The following is a 21,229-nucleotide window of genomic DNA, read 5'->3' on the forward strand; positions in this document are numbered from 1 at the left end:
GTACCTCTTCGAGAGAGATCGAATGAACACCAGACAGCACACCGTCGCTGAAGCGCAGGCCATCGTCGATGGCGCCGCGCAAGCCTTCAAGTCATGGTCGCGCACGGGGCCGGGCCGCCGCCGCGAATTGCTCAACAAGGCTGCAGACCTGCTGCAGCAGCGCGCCGACGTGTTCGTCGAGCGCATGGTGGCCGAGACCGGCACGTCGCAGGCCTGGGCGCATTTCAACGTGAAGGGCGGCATCGGCGCGCTGCGCGAGGCAGCCGCGCTGACCACACAGGTGGGTGGCGAAACCATCCCGTCGGACGTGCCGGGCTGCTTCTCGATGACGGTGCGCGTGCCGGTGGGCGTGGTGCTCGGCATCGCGCCGTGGAACGCGCCGCTGCTGCTCGGCCTGCGCGCGCTCATCGCGCCGCTGGCCTGCGGCAACACCGTGGTGATGAAAGCGTCCGAAGTCTGCCCCGACAGCCACCGCCTCATCGGCGCACTGCTGAACGACGCGGGCTTTCCGGAAGGCGTGGTCAACGTCATCGCACACGACCCGGCCATTGCCCCGCAAATGGTGGAGGCGCTGGTGGCCCACCCCGCCGTGCGCCGCATCAATTTCACCGGCTCCACGCGCACCGGCCGCATCATCGGCGCGCTGGCCGGCAGGCACCTCAAGCCCGCGCTGCTGGAGTTGGGCGGCAAGTCGCCGCTGGTCGTCCTGAAAGACGCCGACATCGACGCCGCCGTCAACGCTGCGGCCTTCGGTGCCTTCATGAACCAGGGCCAGATCTGCATGTCCACCGAACGCATCGTGGTGGAAGAACCGATTGCCGATGCCTTCGCCGCTGCGCTCGCCGCCAAGACCGAGAAACTCGTCGCCGGCAGCGTGCCCGCCTTGAGCGGCGCGCTCATCAGCTGCCACGCGGCCGATCAGGTGGCCGCCATGGTGGACGACGCGGTACAGCAGGGCGCGAAGCTGCTCGTGCCCCTGCGCCGCGACGGCGAGACGCGCATTGCGCCGCTCGTCATCGACCACGTGCGCCCCGGCATGAAGGTGTACGGCGACGAATCGTTCGGGCCCATCGCCGCCATCGTGCGCGTGCCGGACCTCGAAGAAGCCATCCGCGTCGCCAACGACACGGAGTACGGCCTGGCAGGCGCGGTTTTCGGCAGCGACATCAGCCGCACCATGCAAGTAGCGCAGCGCCTCGAATGCGGCGTGTGCCACATCAACGCGCCCACCGTGCGCAGCGAGCCGCAACTGCCCTTCGGCGGCGTGAAGGACAGCGGGCATGGGCGTTTCGGCGGCAAGGCGGCGATTGCCGAGTTCACCGAACTGCGGTCGATTACCATCCAGACCGAGCCCACTGCCTACCCCTTCTAGTCTTGACACCGACGAAGCCCACCAGCAACGCACGCCTTCGCGCCCGCCGCAACCTTCCGCTGCTGCTGCTGCAGGTGCGCGGCGCGATCATCGGCCGCTTCCGCCATGTGCTGAAGAAGACAGGCCTCACCGAGCAGCAGTTCCGCATCCTGCGCGCGCTCGACGTCAACGGCACGCTGGAGCCGCGCGAACTCTGCGCCATCTGCCACATCTCCAGCCCCAGCCTGGCCGGCGTGCTCGCCCGCATGGAGGCCATCGGCCTCGTCACGCGCGAGCGGCTGAAAGACGACGCGCGTCGCCAGCACGTGTCGCTCACCCCGCGCGCTGTACGCATGTTCGCCGACGTGAGCCACGACCTGGAAGATGTCTACAAGCAACTCGAAGCCGAACTCAGCCCGGAGTTCGTGCAGCAGATGTATGCGATGTGCGATCGGGTGCTGGATGTGCTGAAGGACGGTGGCGAACTCGAGCCCGCGGACGAGTGAGCTCGCGGCCTTCTGTCAGAGCGCCCTGCAACCACCGGTGCGCTGGATGAAGTGGTGCCGGGGGATTTCTGGCGGGTGTTGTGGGCGGCGGGGGTGGTGAATCCGGCTGCGTCCTTGTCGGATTGAACAGTCCTAGAACAATGTGTCCAGAATTGTGCCGGGCTTCACACCAAGCACCTGACAGACCTTGGCGAATTCCACCGCATCCAGTTGGCGCTCCCCGCTTTCGTACTTCGACACGAAGGATTGAGGGCGCTTGAGTTTCACTGCTACTTGCGTCTGTGTCAGGCCGGACTCAATGCGCGCACCCATCAGGGACTGACGGAGCTTTCTGTACGGCGGCGAGTGAATGGCGCGAGACACGCGCTGAATGTGAATCCTGAAATAGAATATCCCATATCAGGATTAGAAGACCAGAACAATGCAAGCATTTGACAGCCATCAACGAGAAAAGCTTCTTTTCAAAGGTCAGGCCTGCTTGATGATGGGGCGAGAACTTTTCTGCCACGGTGAGGTTCAAGTGACCGATCGACGGCTGGTGATGATCTGCGCGCCCGGAATTCCATTGTTCTCTGTGGAAAGAGCTCAGATACTGAAAGCCCGAAGAACCGACTTCGGATTCATTCCGATGATCGAGTGCCGACTTCCTGATGGTTGTGAGTTTTCATTGTTGGCTGAGGACATTGAGACCCTAGGCTCGGCTCTGCGGATGCCTCTACATCGTGGATTTGTATCCTTGTAACAAAAAATAAGGCATACTTTCTGGCTACAAATAGTTGCCGGAGGACAAGTGCCGCATGACTCGCCTGCTCTGCGCGAGAGCCTTAAGGTATGTATGCCAAGCCTCGTTATCGAGGAGGTCGCTGCCGAGTCAGGACAGCGAGTGGTTTACTTCGGCCATTTTGAGGATCAGCTAATCCCCGCGGACATGTTGCCGCCCAATGAGGAGGGCGGCTCAACATTCCTGCGCGGGTGGGAGGATTGGGGGCGAGTCGTTATCAAGGTTGTTGAAAACGCCTCGCCCGAAGCGTTAACCAGACTGCAAGCGGAAACTGCGATCCTGGCCGATGTTCGTCCGCAAAATTTCCCGGAGTTGCGCTTCAGCAATCTCTTCGTCGACAACCCAGTGTCTGACGAGCCGCTTCCTTCAAAACTGTACGTGAGCATTGAGGCGTTTGTAGTCTCCCAAACGCTAGGAAAGGCCGTAGCAGAATACCGAGCTAACCCCCAAGCAATCGTTGATCTTTGCCTTGGAATCGCGAATGCCTTGTTCCCTCTATGGATGCACCCCAAGCGATTTGTCCATCGTGACCTGAAGCCAGAAAACATACTAATCCGGCCAAACGGAGAGGTTGTAGTTATTGATCTCGGGATTGTCAGGGAGACGGGCGGTACCGGAATAACTAAGGCAGGTTGGGGGAATGCGCCCCTGACTCTGGACTTCGCAGCGCCTGAGCAAATTGCAAATGACAAAGAGGCGATCTCGTTCAAGACAGACTTCTTTGCAATCGGTGTTCTGATGTACCTGCTGGCCTCCGGAATACATCCGTTTAGAACGAGCCGGCATATGGCCGAACACGAACTTGCCCTTGCAATTGAGCAAAACGAGCCGAAGTCTCTTCACGAGATCGGAGTTGCGTCTCCTGAATTCTCCGGGTTGGTTGAATGGTTGATGAAAAAGACCCCGTATTCAAGGCCAAGAACGCCATCGATGTTGATTGAAAAACTTGAGGAACTGAAGAGGGAAACGCAATGACCTTAGAGCTACTTCATCAAGTCGGACACAACGCCAACTGGAACGTCGCTTCATTTGAAGAGGATAACTGTGGGGCAGGTTTGATATTGAGCCCACTTCATCAGAACATGGGCTCAGTGGAAAAGCTCGACAAAAAGACGAGAGCAGTTTCGATCTTCGATCCGCAGTTCTATCTGCCTAGCTCGAGGAAGCCGAAGCTGTTGACGTACCCGTTCTTTCCTGAAAGCGTAGATGGCGGCTTTCAGACTTCAACCTTTGGTTCTCAAGCAAAGTCAGTAGCAAAAGCATGCGTGGACTTTCAGTTGGCGAATGGATTCCGCTCGGTAGTAATTCCCACGCGATTTCTAGATCAGATGTACTCAAACTACTTTGATCGGCAGAAGCAGTTTACCGTTGAAGCATTTATGGAGGCCGCTGGGAACCATCCATCGTGCCTCTCGGTGGCGGTAACGGATGCCATGCTTCAAGATGCCGGTTTCAGAAAAAAGCTACTTAACTGGGTAACCGCCTACCCTAACGTCGATGAGCTGTACCTCATGTATCAGCATCCACGTGATACAAAAATGATCAACGATGCATTGTTCTTGAAGGAGTGTTCACTATTCTTCAGGGAGATTGTCGAGAGTGGATTAAAGTTAATAGTTGGATACACAAATGTGGAAGGCCTATTGTTTTCCACTGTGGGTGAGATATCCCTAACGATCGGATCCTTCGAGAACACGAGAATCTTCTCGATCGATAAATTTCTTTCTTCTGATGAGGAGAGGAGAGGTCCAAAAGCCAGGATCTATCTCGCTGGCTTGATGAACTGGGTGCAGTACGAAGATGCCAGGACGATACGTAAAGATGCGCCGGAGGTATGGAAGACTATTTACGAGCCGACACCTTATTCAGAAGCGGCGCTGAAGCTTCCTGTTGAGCCGACGTTTAATCAACCTCAGCTTTACAAGCACTACTTCATCAACATGGCAGACGAATTCAATGTACTCAAGAAACTAAAAACTGAAGATCGGAGACGCTATCTTCTAGAAAAGCTGGCAAAAGCACGACTCGCGTACTCGAAACTTGAAAAACATGGTGTGAAACTAGAAAAACACGGGCGTAACCATCACATTGATTCTTGGATCAAAGCAATTTCGTAATGAGTGATTAGTGCTTGCGGACAGCTCGTTTTGCTAGAGCTGCTTGAGCAACCCAACGCTTAATCGTGCTTGTCTCGCCTCCGCATGGGTCAAGATGAACGAAAAGTCCAGAATTCCTGTCAATCGAAACTAATCCGACTCCGGATTGAGAGAACTTCGACAAGTTCTTCAATGCCGCGCGGTGATATGAGTGGTCTAAAACGACCCATGACTGATCAGCAAATTGCTTGTTTCTGTATGCCTGCGCTAAAGCGCGGGGCCAATCTGAGAGCTTCGCTTCAACGGCGATGATGGTGTTGAAAGGCACCTTTTCTACAGCCGCAATTTCGATTCTTTTGGCGTTTGGTCGTAGCAGGCCAATTCGTTTGAACATAGAAAGCACGCGAGTCGCTGCGGCGCTAGACGTACCTAAAGCTGCTGCCATTTCTTCCGAGGAACGAATTTTCGACGAGGTGGAGGGGGCCAGCAATGGCGCGAGACGTGTAGGCACTGAGGCAAGTCGTTGAAGTTCGCGCGTTGTTTTTTGGTTTCGTTTCGAAAGGACGATGTCCGCGATTCCCACACCAGCATCCACCTCAAGGTCGGTAGTCCATTCGCGCAGGTTTGCGCGTCGGATGCACTTTTTCAAGGCTTCTACTAGCTGTGCTTCTGATTCAAAGGATTCAGGGGCTCCTTTACGGCGAGTCAGAGCTTGAGCCTCAAGAGAGCGCATATCTACTTTTGTCTTCACTAGTCAGGACTTCTGTGGTGTTGCAACGAAAGCACAATCGTAAACCCCGTAGCGATCTCAATCTGAAACGTGGGGAAGGGCATGTTGCGAAGTCGCCCCCCGAAACTCCCCCGGCCCCACCCCCATCCACCCCTTGAACGCCCGCACAAAACTCTTCTCGTTGCGGAACCCCGTCGCAGCAGCCACCTGCTTCACCGGCTTGCCGCTGCGCAGCAGCAAATCCTTGGCGCGGTGAAGGCGGGTTTCGTCTTTCAGTTGCTGGAGTGACGCGCCTTCTTCCTTCAGTTGCCGGTGCAGGGTGCGGGCGGACATGTTGAGGTCGCGGGCCAGGCTGTCGGCGGTGTGGGGTTGGTCGGGGCGGGTGGTGAGGATCTGGCGCACGCGCTGCACGAGCAGGCGGTCACGGCGGTAGGGCATGACGGCGATGGGCAGGGCGCGGCGCAGCATCTGGCGCATGGCGGCTTCGTCGCGGCGCAGGGGTTCGCGCAGGTAGAGGGCGTCGAAGCGGATGAGGGCGCGGTCGGCTGCGAAGCTTGTGGGTGCGCCGCCGAACAGCACGTCATACACATCCCGGTGCGGCGGCGGTTTGTACGGGAACGCGGCGTCGATGAGCGGGATGCGCGAGTCGATGAACCAGCTAGCCAGGCCGTGGGCGTTGCGCAGCAGGTAGACCAGGCAAAGCTCGCGCATGGGGCCGAGGTCGGTGTGTTCGTCGATGGCGAGGGTGGCGACGCCGTCCTGCACGCTCACGGAAATGGTGACGTCGCCGGTCAGCAGGCCGTGGTGGCGGCACCAGCGGTTCAGCGCCACGTCCAGATCAGGCGCGGTGAGTGACGCGCGCGCCAGCATGCCGTAGCTGCCCCAGGGCAGCGGCCGGCTGAACCAGCTGAGCGATTCGTCGTCCAGCTCCTGCATGGCGGTGGCGGACAGGGTTTCCATCTGCACGGCGGTCATGCGGCCGTCGGCCTTCTTCAACAGCGCTGGCGTGATTTGTGCCGCTTTCAATGCGCCGGCCGGATCGCGTCCGTGGCGCTTGTACGCGGTGACGATGGCGCGCGCGAAAGCGACGGGGGTAACGGCAATCGGGGCGCTGACGGGTGACGCGCTGCGCGTTGTCTCTGTGCGTGGCATGGGTGACAGTCTGCCGCCCGGTGGCACGATTGGCAACCCGTGAGCGTGAGCGTGGGCGCGGGAGTGGGCGCGGCTGTCAGCCCACAGGCATGCGGTCGAAGGTCTGCAGCGTGGGGTCGATGCGGTCCCACGCCTGCGCGCGGACTTTGTAGGTGAGCACGTGCGGCGCGAAGCGTTCCGGCGCGTCCAGGCTGCCGGCGGGCACGGCGATCAGGTCGGGCATGGCCGCGAAGCGCAGGTACACCGGCGTGCCGCAGGTGGGGCAGAAGGCGTGCATCTTGATGTTGCCGCTGTCGCCGGCCACCTGCCATTCCTTCGCCTCGCCGGTGATGGCCATGTCGCCGCGTGCCGCAAAGGTGAGCCACGACCCGTGGCCGGTGCCGCTGCGCCGCTGGCAGTCGCGGCACTGGCAGTGGTTCTGGAAGACCGGCGCATGCGGCGTGGCATAGCGCACTGCACCGCAGGCGCAGCCGCCGGTGAAAGGCGCAATCGTTGACGTTTTCATAGCTGCACCGCCTTCGGCTTGGCGAACACGTCGATGCCTTCACCGGTTTCCAGCAGCGACTTCAGGCTGGACAGCACGGCCGGCCAGCCCTGCTTGATGCCGCGCGCCATGCCGCTGTCGGCATCGAGTTCGTCATGCGTGACGGTGAGGCGCACCATGCCTTCGTACTCGACGATGTCGAACTGCACGCGGCTGTAGGCCGACGGGTCGGCCGCCTGCGACTGGTTGGCCCAGGTGATGACCAGGCGCGTGGGCGGCGTGTGCTCCACCACCTTGCCCACCAGCTCGACGCTGCGCTGTTCGTTGGCGCGCACGTGCTGCCAGTCCGAGCCGACCTTCCAGTCCGACACGTTCTCATGGCCCCAGTAGCGGCGCGCGATCTCGGGACGGGTGATGGCGTCGAACACCTTGTCGGGCGTCGAGCGGATGTAGGTCACGTAGACGAAGCTCGTCTTTTCCTTACTCATGGTCACTCTCCTTCAAGCTCTTTCTTCAGGTCGTGCAGCAGGCTGAGCCGCTGCCGTTCGAATTTGCGCACCCAACGCTCGTACACCTCATGCAGCGGCACCGGGTTGATGAAGTGCAGCTTCTCGCGCCCACGCCACACGGTGGTCACGAGGTTCGCTGCCTCGAGGATGCCGATGTGCTGCGTGGCCGACTGCCGTGCCATGTCCAGCTGCTCGCACAGCTGGCCGAGGGTCTGGCCGTTTTCTTCGGAAAGCAGGTCCAGCAGCTTGCGCCGCGTCGGGTCACCCAGTGCCTTGAAAACCTTGTCCGTGTCGTCGGCCTTTGTCATGCGTAGGCGGATAATATGCAGGTAAATGCCTGCATGTCAAGCGTGCCGCGCAATTGGGTCGAGTGCTAGTGGATTCCGCTAGCCGCCAATAGCGGCCGCCACCACGCGCGAACCACGGGGCGCGCGCTCATCGCCGAAGCCTTGCGTTCCTAAAGTCGGATGCATGAATCAAGGCATGGACATCCGGCTCGAAGGCATCTCACGCCGGTTCGGCGCGGTGCGCGCGGTGGACGGCGCGACGCTGGACATCCGCGCAGGGCGGGTGCTGGCGCTGCTGGGTGAGAACGGCGCGGGCAAGAGTACGCTGATGAAGGTGCTCTACGGTGTGCATGCACCGGATGAAGGCCACATCACCATCAACGGACGCGAGGCGGTGATCGGTTCGCCGCGCGAGGCGCTGGCGGCCGGCATCGGCATGGTGTTCCAGCAGTTCAGCCTGATGCCGGCGCTCACCGTGCGCGAGAACCTGGCGCTGGCGCTCGAAGCGCCGCCGTGGTGGGTGGGGCGCGGTGCGCGCCGCCTGTCGGGGCTGGACGCGCAACTGGCACGCCTCGCACCGGGCGTGGACCCGGACTCGCCGGTGTCTTCGCTGCCCGTGGGGCAGATGCAGTTGATCGAGCTCGCCAAGGTGCTGCTGCGCGACGCGCGCTGCGTGATCCTGGACGAACCGTCCGCCGTGCTGGCGCCGGCCGAGGCGCAGCGGCTGTGGCAATTGATCCGCTCGCTCACGCAGCAGGGGCTGTCGGTGGTGCTGATCACGCACAAGCTGTCGGACGTGCGCGCCTGCGCCGACGACGTGGCGGTGATGCGCGCCGGTCGCGTGGTGGCGCAGGTGCCGGCCACGGGCAGCACCGATGCGCCGACTGATGCGCAGATCGTGCGCTGGATGGTGGGCGAAGAGCCTGCGCCGGTGCGTACGCCCTCGCGTCCGGTCATGGGCAAAGCGCCGAGGCTTGAATTGCGTGGCGTCACAGTGGGTGAAGACGGTTCGCACGACGCTGAAGCCGCGCACGACGTGAGCCTCTCCATCGCGCCGGGCGAGATCGTGGGCGTGGCCGGCATCTCTGGCAGCGGCCAGACGGCGCTGGCCGAAGCGATTGCGGGCATGCGTGCGGTGGAAGCGGGCGAGGTCATCCTCGACGGCGAACTGCTGCGCGCACCGCGCATGCCTGTGCGCGCAGCACCGAATCTCGGCTACATACCGCCCGAGCCGCTGCGCAACGCGGTGGCGCCGGGCTTGTCGCTGGCGGTCAACCTCGCGGTGAAGAAGCTGCGCACCTTGCCGCTGCTGCCGTCGCAGGACGGGTTGATGCGCGAGGCGCAGGAACTCATTGCGCGCTTTTCGGTGCGTCCGTCGGACCCCGCCGCGTTGGCTGGTCAACTCTCCGGCGGCAACCTGCAGAAGCTGGTGGCCGCGCGCGAGCTCTCCGGCATGCCCGGTGCCGTGGTGGCCTGCTACCCGACGATGGGGCTGGACGTGACGGCCACCGCGCAGGTGTACGAATCGCTCTTCGGTCTGGCCGCGCAGGGCAGCGGGGTGCTGTGGATCAGCGAAGACCTGGACGACCTGCTGCAGCATGCGCACCGCATCGCGGTGATGCACGCGGGCCGCATCGTGGCGGTCGTCGATGCCGCCGATGCGACGGCGGAGCAGATCGGCGCTTGGATGACCGGGCATGTTCCGCAAGAGGTCACCGCATGACGGCTTCCGCCAACTTCGCGCGCGTCGTCACGTTGTTCGTGCTGCTGGCCGGCGTGTTCTTCCTCGCCATCGGCCGCAACCCGCTGGAGATGTTCCAGCAGATCGCCGACGCGGCGGCTGGCAGCCGCTACGCCATCGGCGAATCGTTGCTGCGGGCCACGCCCATCCTGCTGTGCGCGCTGGCAACGCTGGTGCCTGCGCGGCTCGGGCTCATCTCGGTGGGCGCGGCGGGGCAGTTCTATTCGGGCGCCATCGCGGGCACCGGTGCGATGCTCTTGATGCCCACCGCACCGATGGCCGTTCTGCTGCCGGCCGTGTTGCTGGCCGGTGTGGCGGGTGGCGCGCTCTGGGCCTTCGTGCCCGGCCTGTTGCGCACGGCCGCCAACGTCAACGAAACCATCTCCACGCTGATGCTCAACTACGTGGCGGCGCTCGCCGTCACCTGGCTGGTCTACGGCGCGTGGAAAGACCCGAAGAGCCAGGGCTGGCCCGCGACCATCGACTTCCCCGAGGCCGCGCGACTGCCGCTGCTGACGGACGAAGGCCGCCTGCACGCGGGCCTGCTCGTCGCATTGGCGCTGGCCGCCGTGCTGCACTTTGTTTTCACCCGCACGCGCTGGGGCCTGATGCTCGACGTGCTGCGCGGCAACCCGCGGCTCGAAGCGATCGCGGGGCTCAGCATGAAGAAGCAGGTGCTGCTGACGCTGGTGATCGGCGGCTCCCTCGCGGGGCTGGCGGGCATCGTGGAAGCGTCGGTGGTGCAGGGACGCCTGCAGCCGAACCTGTCGAACGGCGTCGGGTTGTCGGGCTTTCTCGTCGCGTGGCTCGGCGGCAACCGCGTGTTGCGCACGGTGCTGTTGTCACTGCTGGTGGGCGCGCTGCTCGCCTCGGGCGACGGGCTACAGATGATGACGCGCGTGCCGTCGTCGGCCACGCTGGTGGTGCAGGGGCTGCTGTTCGTGGCAGTGCTCGGCGCGGCGGGGTTGCGCGTGAAGGGAGCACGCCGTGGCTGAGCTGCACGCGCTCTTCAATGAATTCGTCGCCGGGCTCGCCGTGTCCGCGTGGCGCAGCGCAACGCCGCTGCTCTTCGTCTTGCTGGGTGAATGCCTCACGCAGCGCGTGGGTCGCATCAACCTCGGGGTGGAGGGCGAGATGCTGGTCGGCGCGGTGACGGCCTATGGCGTGACCGCGTTCACCGGTAACCCGTGGGTCGGCCTCGCAGCTGGCGCGCTGGCGGGCGCACTGCTGTCGTGCGTGTACGCATGGCTCACCATTTCTGCGCAGGCCAACCAGTTCGCGGCGGGCCTGGCGGTGTGGATGCTGGGCTTCGGCCTCTCGGCCTATGCGGGTGCGAGCCTCGTGGGCCTTCCCATCCAGAGCTTCACACCGTGGGCGGGCGGCATCACGCCGACGATGCTGATCGCGCTGCTGCTCGTGCCTGTCATTGCGCTGTGGCTCATGCGCACGCGCACCGGCCTGCGCTGGCGCGCCGTGGGCGAATCGGAATCGGGCGCAGCGGCGGCCGGCATCGTGCCGTGGCGCGTGGTGTGCGCAGGCGTGCTCGTCGGCGGTTTGCTCGCAGGCCTGGGCGGTGCCGCGCTGTCGGTGGACTACACGCGCACCTGGGCCGAAGGCATGACGGCGGGGCGCGGCCTCGTGGCCGTAGGCCTGGTCATCGTCGCGCGCTGGAACCCGTGGCTCACACTGCCGGCCGCACTGCTCTTTGGGCTGGCCGAAGCGCTGTCGCTGCGACTGCAGACCACCGGCATCGGCGTCTCCGCGCAGTTGCTGCACATGCTGCCCTACGTGGCGAGCCTCGCTGTTTTCACGTTCACCTGTGCGCGCATGGGCGCGCGCGGCGCGTCGTCCGGCGGCGCGCCTGCCGGGCTGCGCGCCGTGCTGGAGCGGTAGATGCGCACAAAAGATTTTCCCGCTGTTCTTCCTCACTCAACCCTCTCACTCAACCCCGAAAGGTCATCGTCATGAAAACCCGTTCCACCGTGACACGCCGCGTTGCGGCAGTCGCCTTCGCCGCACTCGCCGCTGCCGTTGCGCTGCCCGCAGCCGCGCAATCCAAGTCCACACTCGGCTACATCTACGTCGGCCCCGAGAAGGACTACGGCTACAACACCTCCATGGACTATGGCCGCCTGTTCGTCGAGAAGAACCTGCCCGGCACCAAGACGCTGCACGTCGAGAACATCCCCGAAACGGCCGAGGTCGAGAAGGTGATGGAGCGCATGATCCAGTCGGGCGCGGGCATCATCTTCGCCACCAGCTACGGCTACCTCGACTACGCCATCGCGCTCGGCAAGAAGTACCCCAAGGTCGCGTTCCTGCACGCGGGCGGTCTCAAGACCGGCGACAACGTCGGAACCTACTGGGCCAACTCCGACGACGCGATGTACCTGGCCGGCATGGCAGCGGGCGCGGTCAGCAAGAGCGGCAAGCTCGGCTTCATCGCGGCGTTCCCGATTCCACAGGTGATCCGCTCGATCAACTCTTTCACGCTGGGCGCGCAGGCCATGAACCCGAACGCCACCACCACCGTGGTGTGGACCGGCGGCTGGCTGCAACCGCCGAAGGAAGCCGAAGCCACCAACGCGCTGGTCGATGCCGGCATCGACGTCATCGGTGAACAGGTGGACAGCCCGATCACCATCGCGCAGACGGCCGAGAAGCGCGGCATCTACGTGGTGGGCAAGGACGTGGACGTGTCGAAGTTCGCACCGAAGGCGGTGCTGACCGGCGCGTCGTGGAACTGGGGCCCGACCATGCTGAAGATCGTGAAGGAGATCCAGGCCGGCACCTGGAAGCCCTCGCACGTGCGCGGCGACATGAAGGACGGCACCGTGGTGCTGGACGGCTTCGGCCCCGCGGTTCCGCCGGCCGTGCGCACCAAGGTGCTGGCGAAGAAGGACGACATCCTCAAGGACAAGTTCAAGGTCTGGGCCGGCCCGATGACGGGGCAGGACGGCAAGGAGATCCTGGCCGCCGGCAAGCCGATGCCGATGGAGCAACTGGAGAGCATGCAGTTCTTCGTCAAGGGTGTCGTGGGCACCATCAAGTAAAAAGAAGAGAAGAGGCACGCGATGAAAGACATGGGTTCCCACGCCGCCAACCGCTGGCGGGTGGACGCGGCCACGGCCGACCTGTCGCGCGCGGACCGCCGGCCCGCGCGGCCGGTGGCCCTCGACGCCCAGCCCCAGCGCGTGGTGGTGGACGCCCACCGCAGCGCGCTGGTGGTGGTGGACATGCAGAACGACTTCTGCGCCAGGGGCGGCTACCTCGACTACCGCGGCATCGACATCACGCCGGACCGCGCGCCCATCGCGCCGCTGGTGAAGCTGGTGCCGTTCCTGCGCGCGCAGGGCGTGCCGATCGTCTGGCTCAACTGGGGCGTGCGGCGCGATCTGCTCAACATCCACCCCTCGCTGCTGCATGCGCACACGCATGACGGCGAAGGCGCAGGGCTGGGCGAGACGATTCCCGGCGGCGCGCCGATACTGCTCGAAGGCGGCTGGGGTGCGCAAATCGTCGATGAACTGGTGCCCGAGCCCGGCGACGTGCACGTGACCAAGCACCGCTTCTCCGGCTTCTGGGACACGCCGCTGGACAGCATCCTGCGCAACATGGGTCTGTCGACGCTGTTCTTCGCAGGCGTGAACGCCGACCAGTGCGTGATGACCTCGCTGGAAGACGCGAGCTTCCTCGGCTACGACGTGCTGATGCTGCGCGACTGCGTGGGCACGACGTCGCCCGACTACTGCATGCAGGCGACGGAGTACAACGTGAAGCTGCTGTATGGTTTCATGACGGATTCCGCCTCGTTGATGGCGGGCTTCACCGGAAAGTGATTCGACGATGTCATTGAGTGCGATCGAACGCGGGCTCGCCGAGCGCGGCCTCGAACTGCCCACACCCCCCACGCCCGTGGCCAACTTCGTGCCCTGGCGGCGGCAGGGCAACACGGTCTACCTGGCCGGCCAGGTGAACGAGTGGAACGGCACCGTGCCCTACATCGGCAAGCTCGGCCGCGAGTTCGATGTGGAGACGGGCAAGAAAGCCGCGGAACTCTGCGCGCTCAACCTGCTGGCCTGCCTGAAGCTCGCGTGCGACGGCGACCTGTCGCGCGTGCGCGGGCTGCTGCGCGTGGGTGGCTTCGTCAACTGCGACCCGGACTTTTTGCAGGTGCCCTTCGTCATCAACGGCGCGTCGGACCTGTTCGTTGGCCTGATGGGCGAGGCGGGCCGCCACGCGCGCACGGCGGTGGGCGTGGCCAGCCTGCCGCGCGGCGCGGCGGTGGAGGTGGATGCGGTGTTCGAGGTGGCGGTGTGAAACCTGGCCCGGCCGGCAGCAAGCCGCACTGGCCGCCTGCGCTGGTGCTGCTGTTCGAATGCCTGGTGTTCGGGCTGGTCTACGGCATGGCGGCGCGCGCCGGGCTGGCGTATTCCAGCGTGGGCCCGAACGTCACGCTGATCTGGCCGCCCACGGGCATTTCGCTCTTCGTTTTCCTGCGCTGGGGGCCGCGCCTGGCGCCCGGCATTCTCATCGGCGACCTGATCGCCAATGCGGGCACTGCCGCGCCGCTGGGCGCGATCCTGGGCATTGCCATCGGCAACATCGCGCAGACCTGGCTGTGCTGGTGGGCGCTGCGCCGCGTCGGCTTCGACGCGCAATTGCAGCGCGTGCGCGACGTGATGGCGATCCTGGCGCTGGGCACTTTGGCCGCGGCGGTGTCTGCTTTCATCGGGCCGGCGTCGCTGGTGCTGGGCGGCACGTTGCCGGCGGAGAACTATCCGCTCGCGTGGCTGCAGTGGTGGATGGGCGACGCGACGGGCGTCGTGGTGCTGGCGCCGTGGTTGCTCGCATGGTGGCAACGCGGTGCCATCGGCGGTGCGTCTGCCGGCATGACGCGCAGCCGCAAGATCGAAGCCGCATTGCTGCTGGCGGTACTCGTCGTGCTGTGCGAGCTGGTGTTCGGCGGAGAACTCTCGCGCCTGTCGCGCCTGTCGCCCGAGCCCGGCAACTACCCGGCAGCGCTTGCGCTCTTCCCGCTCGTGGTGTGGGCCGCGCTGCGCTTCGGCCTGCGCGGCGCGACGCTGGTGACGCTGCTCGTCACGCTCGCGGCGGTGTGGGGCACCGTGCACGGCATGGGCCCGTTCGTGGACCAGGGGCAGACCGGCAGCCTCGCGCGCTGGTGGGTGTTTGCCAACGTCATCACCGTCACCGGCCTGCTGCTCGCGGCCAGCCAGAGCGAGCGTGACCGCGCGCGTGCGCAGGCCATCCGCGACCGTGACTTCTCCACCGCCGTGCTCGACGCCGAAGGCGCGTTCGTGCTGGTGCTGGACGCACAGGGCTGCATCGTCAGGGTGAACCGCGCGTTCGAACGCGCCACGGGCTTCGATTCCGCCGACATCGCCGGCCAGCGCTTCGAGGAAGCGCTGATTCCCGAAGAGCAGCGCGACAAGGTGAAGGCGCACGCCGAACTGCTGCGCCTGCGGCTGTCGGAAATCGCGCGGCACGACAGCCCGCTGCGCCGCCGCAGCGGGCCGCCGATCACCGTGTCGTGGACGGCCACCGCGTTGCGCGGGCCGGACGGCGCGATGACGCACTCCATCGTTTCCGGTGTCGACGTGAGCGCGCGCGTACAGGCCGCCGATGCGCTGCGCCATGCGCGGCGCGAACTCGAAGCGCGGGTGGCCGAACGCACGCGCGACCTCGCCACGGCCAACACGTCGCTGCAAGCCGAAATGATCGAGCGCCAGCGGCTGGAGCAGGAACTGATCCGCATCAGCGAGCATGAACGCCAGCGCCTGGGCCGTGAACTGCACGACGGCCTGGGCCAGCATCTCACCGCAACGGCGGTGCAGGCCGAACTGCTCGCGCGCGACCTCGAGGCCGCAGGTGCCGATGCGGCCCAGCAGAGCGCGCAGCAGATCGAACTGATGCTCAGCGGCGCTGTCGCGCAGACGCGGCTGCTCGCGCGCGGGCTGTTCCCTGTGGAGATCGGCGGTGCGGGCCTGATGGGCGCGCTGCAGCAACTGGCCGATTCCACCGGCCGCCAAACACGGCGGCACTGCACGCTGCGCTGCCCGCAACCGGTGGACATCGCGGACCACGCGGCGGCCATCCACCTCTATCGCATCGCGCAGGAAGCGGTGACTAACGCGATCCGCCATGCGCCGGGTTCGGACATCGAGATGGCGCTGCGGGAGGAAGAGGGCGGCGGGCTGGCGATGGAGATCCGCAGCAGCATGACCGCACCCGGAGGCGGGAACGCTGCCGTGCGCCATGACACCGACAGTGTGGACGACGCAGGCATCGGCCTGCGCATCATGCGGCACCGTGCACACCTGATCGACGCGGACATCGCCATCGGCCCGCAAGCGGCCCACCCGTCCATGGCGCCGTCTGGCAACATCTGGGTCGTGGCGGTGCGCTGGGCACCGGGTGCAAAGGAACAAGGATGACCCTGCAGGACGCAACGGCCGCGCGGGTGCTGATCGTCGACGATCACCCGATCCTGCGGCATGGCATTGCGCAACTCATCGCGCGCGAGGGCGACCTGACCGTCTGCGCCGACGTCGGCACGGTGGACGAGGCGCTCGCCGTCGTCGCCACGCAGGCCATCGACCTCGTGGTGGTGGACCTGTCGCTCGAAGACCAGTCGGGCCTCGACCTCATCAAGCGCCTGCGCACAGCGCACCCCCATGTGAAATGCCTGGTGCTGTCGATGCACGACGAACGGCTTTATGCCGAACGCGTGCTGCGTGCGGGCGCGCGCGGCTACGTGATGAAGCAGGAAGCCACGCGCAAGATCGTCACCGCGCTACGTGCGGTGCGCGCGGGCCGCATCTATCTCGGGGAAGAGATCGCGAGCGATCTTCTGGCGCGGCTGGCGTCCGGTGGCAGCGCAGCCGTGGCAGAAAATGAGCAGGCCCCGCTGCCTGCACTCACCGACCGCGAACTGGAAGTGCTGCGCCTGATCGGCCGCGGCATGAAGACCGGCGAGATCGCCGAGACGCTTAGCCGCAGCGTCCACACCGTCGAGGCGCATCGCGCCAACATCAAGCGCAAGCTCGGCCTGAAGTCGGGCGCCGAACTGGCGAAAGCGGCATTCGAACTCGCGGGCGGGCCGGGTTAACCCGCGGCTGCACGCCGCCCCGCCGCCGCTTCGGCGAAAAACGTGCCGTCGTTGGCACGATTTGCAACCTTCCCGGCGCCCCCTGGACGCGTCTTTTCCGTACAGTGACAGGTCTGCGAAAAGCCGAGGAAAAAATGCCTGCCCTGGAGACAAAACTCAACGCCCGTTCCGCCGACTTCCAGGCCAATGCCGCCGCCATGCGCGCCGTGGTGGACGACCTGACGGCCCAGATTGCCAAGGCTGCCGAAGGTGGCGGTGAAGCCGCCCGCAAGAAGCACACGGCGCGCGGCAAGCTGCTGCCGCGCGAGCGCGTGCAGATGTTGCTGGACCCGGGCACGCCCTTCCTGGAGCTGTCGCCCCTCGCGGCGCACGGCATGTACCTCAACAAGGACGGCGTGACCGACGCACCATGCGCTGGCGTCATCGCCGGCATCGGCCGCGTGAACGGCATCGACTGCATGATCGTCTGCAACGACGCGACGGTGAAGGGCGGCACCTATTACCCCATGACGGTGAAGAAGCACCTGCGCGCGCAGGAAGTGGCGCAGCAGAACCGGCTGCCCTGCATCTACCTCGTGGACTCGGGTGGTGCCAACCTGCCGAACCAGGACGACGTGTTTCCCGACCGCGACCACTTCGGTCGCATCTTCTTCAACCAGGCGAACCTGAGCGCGCAGGGCATCGCACAGATCGCGGTGGTGATGGGTTCGTGCACGGCGGGCGGCGCGTATGTGCCGGCCATGAGCGACGAAACCATCATCGTGAAGAACCAGGGCACCATCTTCCTGGGCGGCCCGCCGCTGGTGAAGGCCGCCACGGGCGAGATCGTGTCGGCCGAAGACCTGGGCGGCGGCGACGCGCACACGCGCCTGTCCGGCGTGGCGGACCATCTGGCGCAGAACGACGCGCATGCCTTGGCCATCGCACGCCAGGCCGTGGCCACGCTCAACAAGGACAAGGCGTTGCCGGTGCAGACGCAAGCCGCCCGCCCGCCGCTGTATCCCACGGAAGAGCTCTACGGCGTCATTCCCACCGACACGCGCAAGCCGTACGACGTGCGCGAGGTGATCGCGCGCATCGTGGATGGCAGCGAATTCCATGAGTTCAAGGCGCGCTTCGGCGCGACGCTGGTGTGCGGCTTCGCGCACATCGAAGGCATGCCGGTGGGCATCGTCGCCAACAACGGCGTGCTGTTCTCCGAGAGCGCGCAGAAGGGCGCGCACTTCATCGAGCTGTGCTGCCAGCGCAAGGTGCCGCTCGTCTTCCTGCAGAACATCACCGGCTTCATGGTGGGCCGCAAGTACGAGAACGAAGGCATCGCACGGCATGGCGCGAAGATGGTGACGGCCGTCGCCACCGCCAACGTGCCGAAGTTCACCGTGATCATCGGCGGCAGCTATGGCGCGGGCAACTACGGCATGTGCGGCCGCGCGTACTCGCCGCGCTTTTTGTGGATGTGGCCGAACGCGCGCATCTGCGTGATGGGCGGCGAGCAGGCGGCGGGCGTGCTCGCCACCGTCAAGCGCGACGGCATCGAGGCGCGCGGTGGCAGCTGGAGCGCGGACGAAGAGAAGAGCTTCAAGCAGCCCATCCTCGACCAGTTCGCGCACCAGTCGCATCCGTATTACTCCAGCGCGCGCCTGTGGGACGACGGCGTGATCGACCCCGCCGACACGCGCCGCGTGCTCGCACTCGGCCTGTCGGCCTCGCTCAACGCGCCGATTCCGGATGCGAAGTTCGGCGTGTTCCGGATGTGATGTGTAAGATGTGTACGTTTTCAATGATTTATACACATCATGCGAACCAACATCGATATCAATGAGGATCTGATGGACGAGGCGATGAAGGCCGGTCCGTTCAAGACCAAGAAGGACGCCGTGGAAGCAGGGCTCAAGCTTCTCGCGAGGCAGGCTGCCTATCGCGAAATACTCAAATGGGAGGGGAAACTCCATTGGGATGGTGACGATGAAGAGGGCCTTGCCACGGCATTGACCACAGGTAGTGATGCTCGCCGCCTTGTCGCGAACTCACCTGCACCCACGCCGATCACCGGCAAGCGTGCTGGCAACAAGACGCCGAAGGCGGGCCATGGTCGTCGCTGATTCCGGTGTGTGGATCGACTTCTTCAACGGTGCGGCGACGCCTGCCCGCGGCGTGCTCCGCGAATTGCTGCGCAAAGGCGAGGTCATGCTCATCGTTCCTGATCTCGTCTTGTACGAAGTTCTCAGGGGCTTCAGGCAGGAGCGCGACTACCTGCAGGCGCAGCGCCTGATGCTTTCGATGACGGTGGAATCGACCGGCGGCACGGACTTGGCCCAGCAAGCCGCTGCGCACTATCGCAGTTTGCGCGCACAGGGCGTCACCGTGCGGAATTCCATCGACGTGCTGCTGGCAACTTTCTGCATCGAGCGCGGTTACACGCTGCTGCATCGTGACCGGGACTTCGAGGCGTTCGAGCAGCTTCGCGGCTTGCACGCCTGGCACCACTGAAAAGAAGAACGAAGGAGACAAGCGAGTGGACAACATCTATATCACCCCCGATCACGAACTGCTGCGCGACCAGATCGCGCGATTTATCGCGCGGGAGGTCGAACCGTTTGCGGACAAGTGGGAAGAGCAGGGGATGGTGCCGCGCGAGGTGTTGCGCAGCATGGGCCGGGCCGGGTTGCTGGGCCTGATGTACGAAGGCGAGTACGGCGGCGGTGAAGCCGACGCGCTGACGAACCTCGTGTTTGCCGAGGCGCTGTCGCAATCCACTTACGCGGGCTTCATCATCACGGTGCTCGTGCACACCGACATGGCGAGCCCGCACCTGCATCACGCCGGCAACCTGCAGCAGAAGCAGAAATACATGCCGCGCGTGACCGCGGGCGAGCTGATCACGGCCGTGGGCATCACCGAGCCCGGCGCAGGCTCTGACGTTGCGGGCATCCGCACCACAGCGCGTCGTGATGGCGACGACTGGGTGCTCAACGGCACGAAGATGTTCATCACCAACGGCGTGCATGCAGACCTGTATTTCATCGCGGCCAAGACCGGCACGGCGCGGCACGACATGTCCATGTTCATCGTCGAGAAAGGCACACCCGGTTTCAGCGTGGGCCGCGCATTGAAGAAGACCGGCTGGCTGTCGTCCGACACGGCCGAGCTGGTGCTGGACAACGTGCGCGTTCCCGCCGGCAACCTGCTGGGCGAAGAGGGCAAGGGCTTCTATTCGGTGATGAAGAACTTCCAGACCGAGCGCATCGCGCTCGCGGCCATGGCCGTGGGCCATTGCACGCAGGCGATCCGCCTTACGCTCGACCATGTGCGCCAGCGCCAGGCTTTTGGTGGCACGCTGTGGGACAAGCAGACCATCCGCCACCGCATCGCCATGCTGGACGCGAAGACCCGCGCGGCGCGTCAGTTCATGTACCACTGTGCATGGAGCGTCACACAGGGGCGGGACATCGTGCAGGAAGTCTCGATGCTCAAGGCGCTCACCGGCGAACTGGTGAACGAAGTCGTGCAGACCTGCCAGCAGTTCCACGGCGGCATGGGCTTCATCCGCGAGACGGCCATCGAACGCCTGTGGCGCGACGCGCGCGTGCTGGGCATCGGCGGCGGCGCGACGGAAGTGATGCTGGAAGAAGTGGCCAAGCGCTACTGAAGCAAGAACAAGGACGAAGAGATGACGACCACCACGATCGAACTGCGTCGCCCCACGCCCCAAGTGGCCGAGGTGTGGCTCAACCGGCCGGACATCCGCAACGCGATGAACGGCACGCTGATCGCCGAACTGGCCGCTGCGTTCGCTGCGCTTTCGGCAGATGAAGATGTGCGTGTCGTGCTGCTGGCCGCGCACGGCAAGGCCTTCTGCGCGGGTGCGGACCTGAACTTCATGCGCGAGATGGCCGACTACTCGTGGGAGCAGAACCGAGCCGATGCGCAGAAGCTGGCCGACATGCTCTGGCAGATCGATCAGTGCCCCGTGCCGTTGGTGGGTCGTCTGCAGGGCGATTGCTACGCGGGCGGCATGGGCCTCGCGTCGATGTGCGACGTGCTGGTGGCGTCGGACAACGTGACCTTCTGCCTGTCCGAAGCCCGGCTCGGTCTGCTGCCCGCGACCATCAGCCCTTACGTGGCCCGCGCGATGGGCGTGCAGGCCGCGCGCCGCTACATGGTGACGGCCGAGCGGTTCACCGCCGCGCAGGCGCAGACGATGGGTTTCGTGCACGAGCTGTGCACGCCCGACACGCTCGATGCGAAGGTGGCCGAGCTTGTCGCGGCCATCGTCGCCAACGGCCCCGCTGCGAGCCGCGCCTGCAAGCAGCTGGTGCGCGACGTGGCGGGTCGCGAGATCACCGCCGAGCTGCGTGCCGAGACCGCGCGCCGCATCGCTGACATCCGCGCGAGCGACGAAGGCAAGGAAGGCCTGCAATCCTTCCTGCAAAAGCGCAAGCCGGCGTGGGTATCTCAATAAA

Annotated in this window: 23 protein-coding genes; 17 read left to right on the forward strand and 6 right to left on the reverse strand. The window is 64.7% G+C overall.

Annotated elements, in window-relative coordinates:
* The first annotated feature begins 22 nt into the window (after positions 1-22).
* Both ACO2Q9_RS12305 and ACO2Q9_RS12310 read left to right on the forward strand, forming a co-directional pair.
* The gene (locus tag ACO2Q9_RS12305) at positions 23-1,372 is read left to right on the forward strand and encodes an aldehyde dehydrogenase (RefSeq protein ID WP_423311718.1); all 1,350 of its coding nucleotides are present in this window, start codon (positions 23-25) and stop codon (positions 1,370-1,372) included.
* Between the two features lie 2 nt (positions 1,373-1,374).
* Complete coding sequence (locus tag ACO2Q9_RS12310; RefSeq protein WP_423311720.1) at positions 1,375-1,857, forward strand: MarR family transcriptional regulator; 483 nt, start codon at positions 1,375-1,377, stop codon at positions 1,855-1,857.
* 132 nt (positions 1,858-1,989) lie between these two features.
* Here ACO2Q9_RS12310 and ACO2Q9_RS12315 read toward each other — a convergent pair whose 3' ends face one another.
* On the reverse strand, positions 1,990-2,220 hold the full coding sequence (locus ACO2Q9_RS12315) for a helix-turn-helix domain-containing protein (RefSeq protein WP_423311722.1): 231 nt from the start codon (positions 2,218-2,220) through the stop codon (positions 1,990-1,992).
* Positions 2,221-2,692: 472 nt separating this feature from the next.
* Here ACO2Q9_RS12315 and ACO2Q9_RS12320 point away from each other — a divergent pair, with 472 nt between their 5' ends.
* Together ACO2Q9_RS12320 and ACO2Q9_RS12325 are read left to right on the forward strand one after the other, a co-directional pair.
* On the forward strand, positions 2,693-3,613 hold the full coding sequence (locus ACO2Q9_RS12320; RefSeq protein ID WP_423311724.1) for a serine/threonine protein kinase: 921 nt from the start codon (positions 2,693-2,695) through the stop codon (positions 3,611-3,613).
* A complete protein-coding gene (locus ACO2Q9_RS12325) occupies positions 3,610-4,755 on the forward strand; it encodes a hypothetical protein (RefSeq protein ID WP_423311726.1) in 1,146 nt (381 codons plus the stop codon). Before ACO2Q9_RS12320 ends, ACO2Q9_RS12325 begins: the two co-directional genes overlap by 4 nt.
* Before the next feature lie 7 nt (positions 4,756-4,762).
* Here the strand turns inward: ACO2Q9_RS12325 and ACO2Q9_RS12330 are convergent, their stop codons facing one another.
* From ACO2Q9_RS12330 to ACO2Q9_RS12350, 5 genes are all read right to left on the reverse strand, one after another.
* On the reverse strand, positions 4,763-5,485 hold the full coding sequence (locus tag ACO2Q9_RS12330; RefSeq protein WP_423311728.1) for a hypothetical protein: 723 nt from the start codon (positions 5,483-5,485) through the stop codon (positions 4,763-4,765).
* 57 nt (positions 5,486-5,542) lie between these two features.
* Entirely contained in the window at positions 5,543-6,616 is a 1,074-nt protein-coding gene (locus ACO2Q9_RS12335; protein ID WP_423311730.1) for an AraC family transcriptional regulator, read from the reverse strand.
* A 76-nt stretch (positions 6,617-6,692) separates the two neighbouring features.
* On the reverse strand, positions 6,693-7,121 hold the full coding sequence (locus ACO2Q9_RS12340) for a GFA family protein (RefSeq protein ID WP_423311732.1): 429 nt from the start codon (positions 7,119-7,121) through the stop codon (positions 6,693-6,695).
* Positions 7,118-7,588 (reverse strand): SRPBCC family protein, encoded by a 471-nt coding sequence (locus ACO2Q9_RS12345; protein WP_423311734.1) that lies wholly within the window; start codon positions 7,586-7,588, stop codon positions 7,118-7,120. The genes ACO2Q9_RS12340 and ACO2Q9_RS12345 overlap by 4 nt, the downstream gene beginning before the upstream one ends.
* Positions 7,589-7,590: 2 nt before the next feature.
* Positions 7,591-7,917, reverse strand: coding sequence for an ArsR/SmtB family transcription factor (locus ACO2Q9_RS12350; protein WP_423311736.1), 327 nt, complete (start codon positions 7,915-7,917; stop codon positions 7,591-7,593).
* Between the two features lie 163 nt (positions 7,918-8,080).
* Between ACO2Q9_RS12350 and ACO2Q9_RS12355 the strand changes: the two genes are divergently transcribed.
* The 13 genes from ACO2Q9_RS12355 to ACO2Q9_RS12415 all read left to right on the forward strand — a co-directional run bounded on the left by ACO2Q9_RS12355 (position 8,081) and on the right by ACO2Q9_RS12415 (position 21,228).
* On the forward strand, positions 8,081-9,619 hold the full coding sequence (locus ACO2Q9_RS12355; RefSeq protein ID WP_423311738.1) for an ABC transporter ATP-binding protein: 1,539 nt from the start codon (positions 8,081-8,083) through the stop codon (positions 9,617-9,619).
* A complete protein-coding gene (locus ACO2Q9_RS12360; RefSeq protein WP_423311740.1) occupies positions 9,616-10,632 on the forward strand; it encodes an ABC transporter permease in 1,017 nt (338 codons plus the stop codon). Before ACO2Q9_RS12355 ends, ACO2Q9_RS12360 begins: the two co-directional genes overlap by 4 nt.
* On the forward strand, positions 10,625-11,530 hold the full coding sequence (locus ACO2Q9_RS12365) for an ABC transporter permease (protein ID WP_423311742.1): 906 nt from the start codon (positions 10,625-10,627) through the stop codon (positions 11,528-11,530). Before ACO2Q9_RS12360 ends, ACO2Q9_RS12365 begins: the two co-directional genes overlap by 8 nt.
* A gap of 71 nt (positions 11,531-11,601) precedes the next feature.
* Positions 11,602-12,690, forward strand: coding sequence for a BMP family ABC transporter substrate-binding protein (locus tag ACO2Q9_RS12370; protein ID WP_423311744.1), 1,089 nt, complete (start codon positions 11,602-11,604; stop codon positions 12,688-12,690).
* A gap of 21 nt (positions 12,691-12,711) precedes the next feature.
* The gene (locus ACO2Q9_RS12375) at positions 12,712-13,476 is read left to right on the forward strand and encodes a cysteine hydrolase family protein (RefSeq protein WP_423311746.1); all 765 of its coding nucleotides are present in this window, start codon (positions 12,712-12,714) and stop codon (positions 13,474-13,476) included.
* A 7-nt stretch (positions 13,477-13,483) separates the two neighbouring features.
* Positions 13,484-13,957, forward strand: a complete 474-nt coding sequence (locus ACO2Q9_RS12380) for a RidA family protein (protein WP_423311749.1) — start codon at positions 13,484-13,486, stop codon at positions 13,955-13,957.
* Positions 13,954-16,092, forward strand: coding sequence for an MASE1 domain-containing protein (locus tag ACO2Q9_RS12385; protein ID WP_423311751.1), 2,139 nt, complete (start codon positions 13,954-13,956; stop codon positions 16,090-16,092). The genes ACO2Q9_RS12380 and ACO2Q9_RS12385 overlap by 4 nt, the downstream gene beginning before the upstream one ends.
* Positions 16,089-16,766 (forward strand): response regulator, encoded by a 678-nt coding sequence (locus tag ACO2Q9_RS12390; protein WP_423311754.1) that lies wholly within the window; start codon positions 16,089-16,091, stop codon positions 16,764-16,766. Before ACO2Q9_RS12385 ends, ACO2Q9_RS12390 begins: the two co-directional genes overlap by 4 nt.
* Positions 16,767-16,900: 134 nt before the next feature.
* The gene (locus tag ACO2Q9_RS12395) at positions 16,901-18,523 is read left to right on the forward strand and encodes a carboxyl transferase domain-containing protein (RefSeq protein WP_423311756.1); all 1,623 of its coding nucleotides are present in this window, start codon (positions 16,901-16,903) and stop codon (positions 18,521-18,523) included.
* Between the two features lie 39 nt (positions 18,524-18,562).
* Positions 18,563-18,868 carry a type II toxin-antitoxin system VapB family antitoxin gene (locus ACO2Q9_RS12400; protein ID WP_423311758.1) on the forward strand — a complete coding sequence of 102 codons (306 nt, stop codon included), beginning with the start codon at positions 18,563-18,565 and terminating at the stop codon, positions 18,866-18,868.
* The gene (gene vapC / locus ACO2Q9_RS12405; protein WP_423311760.1) at positions 18,855-19,256 is read left to right on the forward strand and encodes a type II toxin-antitoxin system VapC family toxin; all 402 of its coding nucleotides are present in this window, start codon (positions 18,855-18,857) and stop codon (positions 19,254-19,256) included. The genes ACO2Q9_RS12400 and vapC overlap by 14 nt, the downstream gene beginning before the upstream one ends.
* Positions 19,257-19,281: 25 nt before the next feature.
* Positions 19,282-20,415, forward strand: a complete 1,134-nt coding sequence (locus tag ACO2Q9_RS12410) for an acyl-CoA dehydrogenase family protein (RefSeq protein WP_423311762.1) — start codon at positions 19,282-19,284, stop codon at positions 20,413-20,415.
* Between the two features lie 21 nt (positions 20,416-20,436).
* Positions 20,437-21,228 carry an enoyl-CoA hydratase/isomerase family protein gene (locus ACO2Q9_RS12415; protein WP_423311764.1) on the forward strand — a complete coding sequence of 264 codons (792 nt, stop codon included), beginning with the start codon at positions 20,437-20,439 and terminating at the stop codon, positions 21,226-21,228.
* Position 21,229: the final 1 nt, after the last annotated feature.

The organism is Variovorax sp. VNK109 (assembly GCF_049445855.1).
Taxonomy (GTDB): Bacteria; Pseudomonadota; Gammaproteobacteria; order Burkholderiales; family Burkholderiaceae_C; genus JAGOCV01.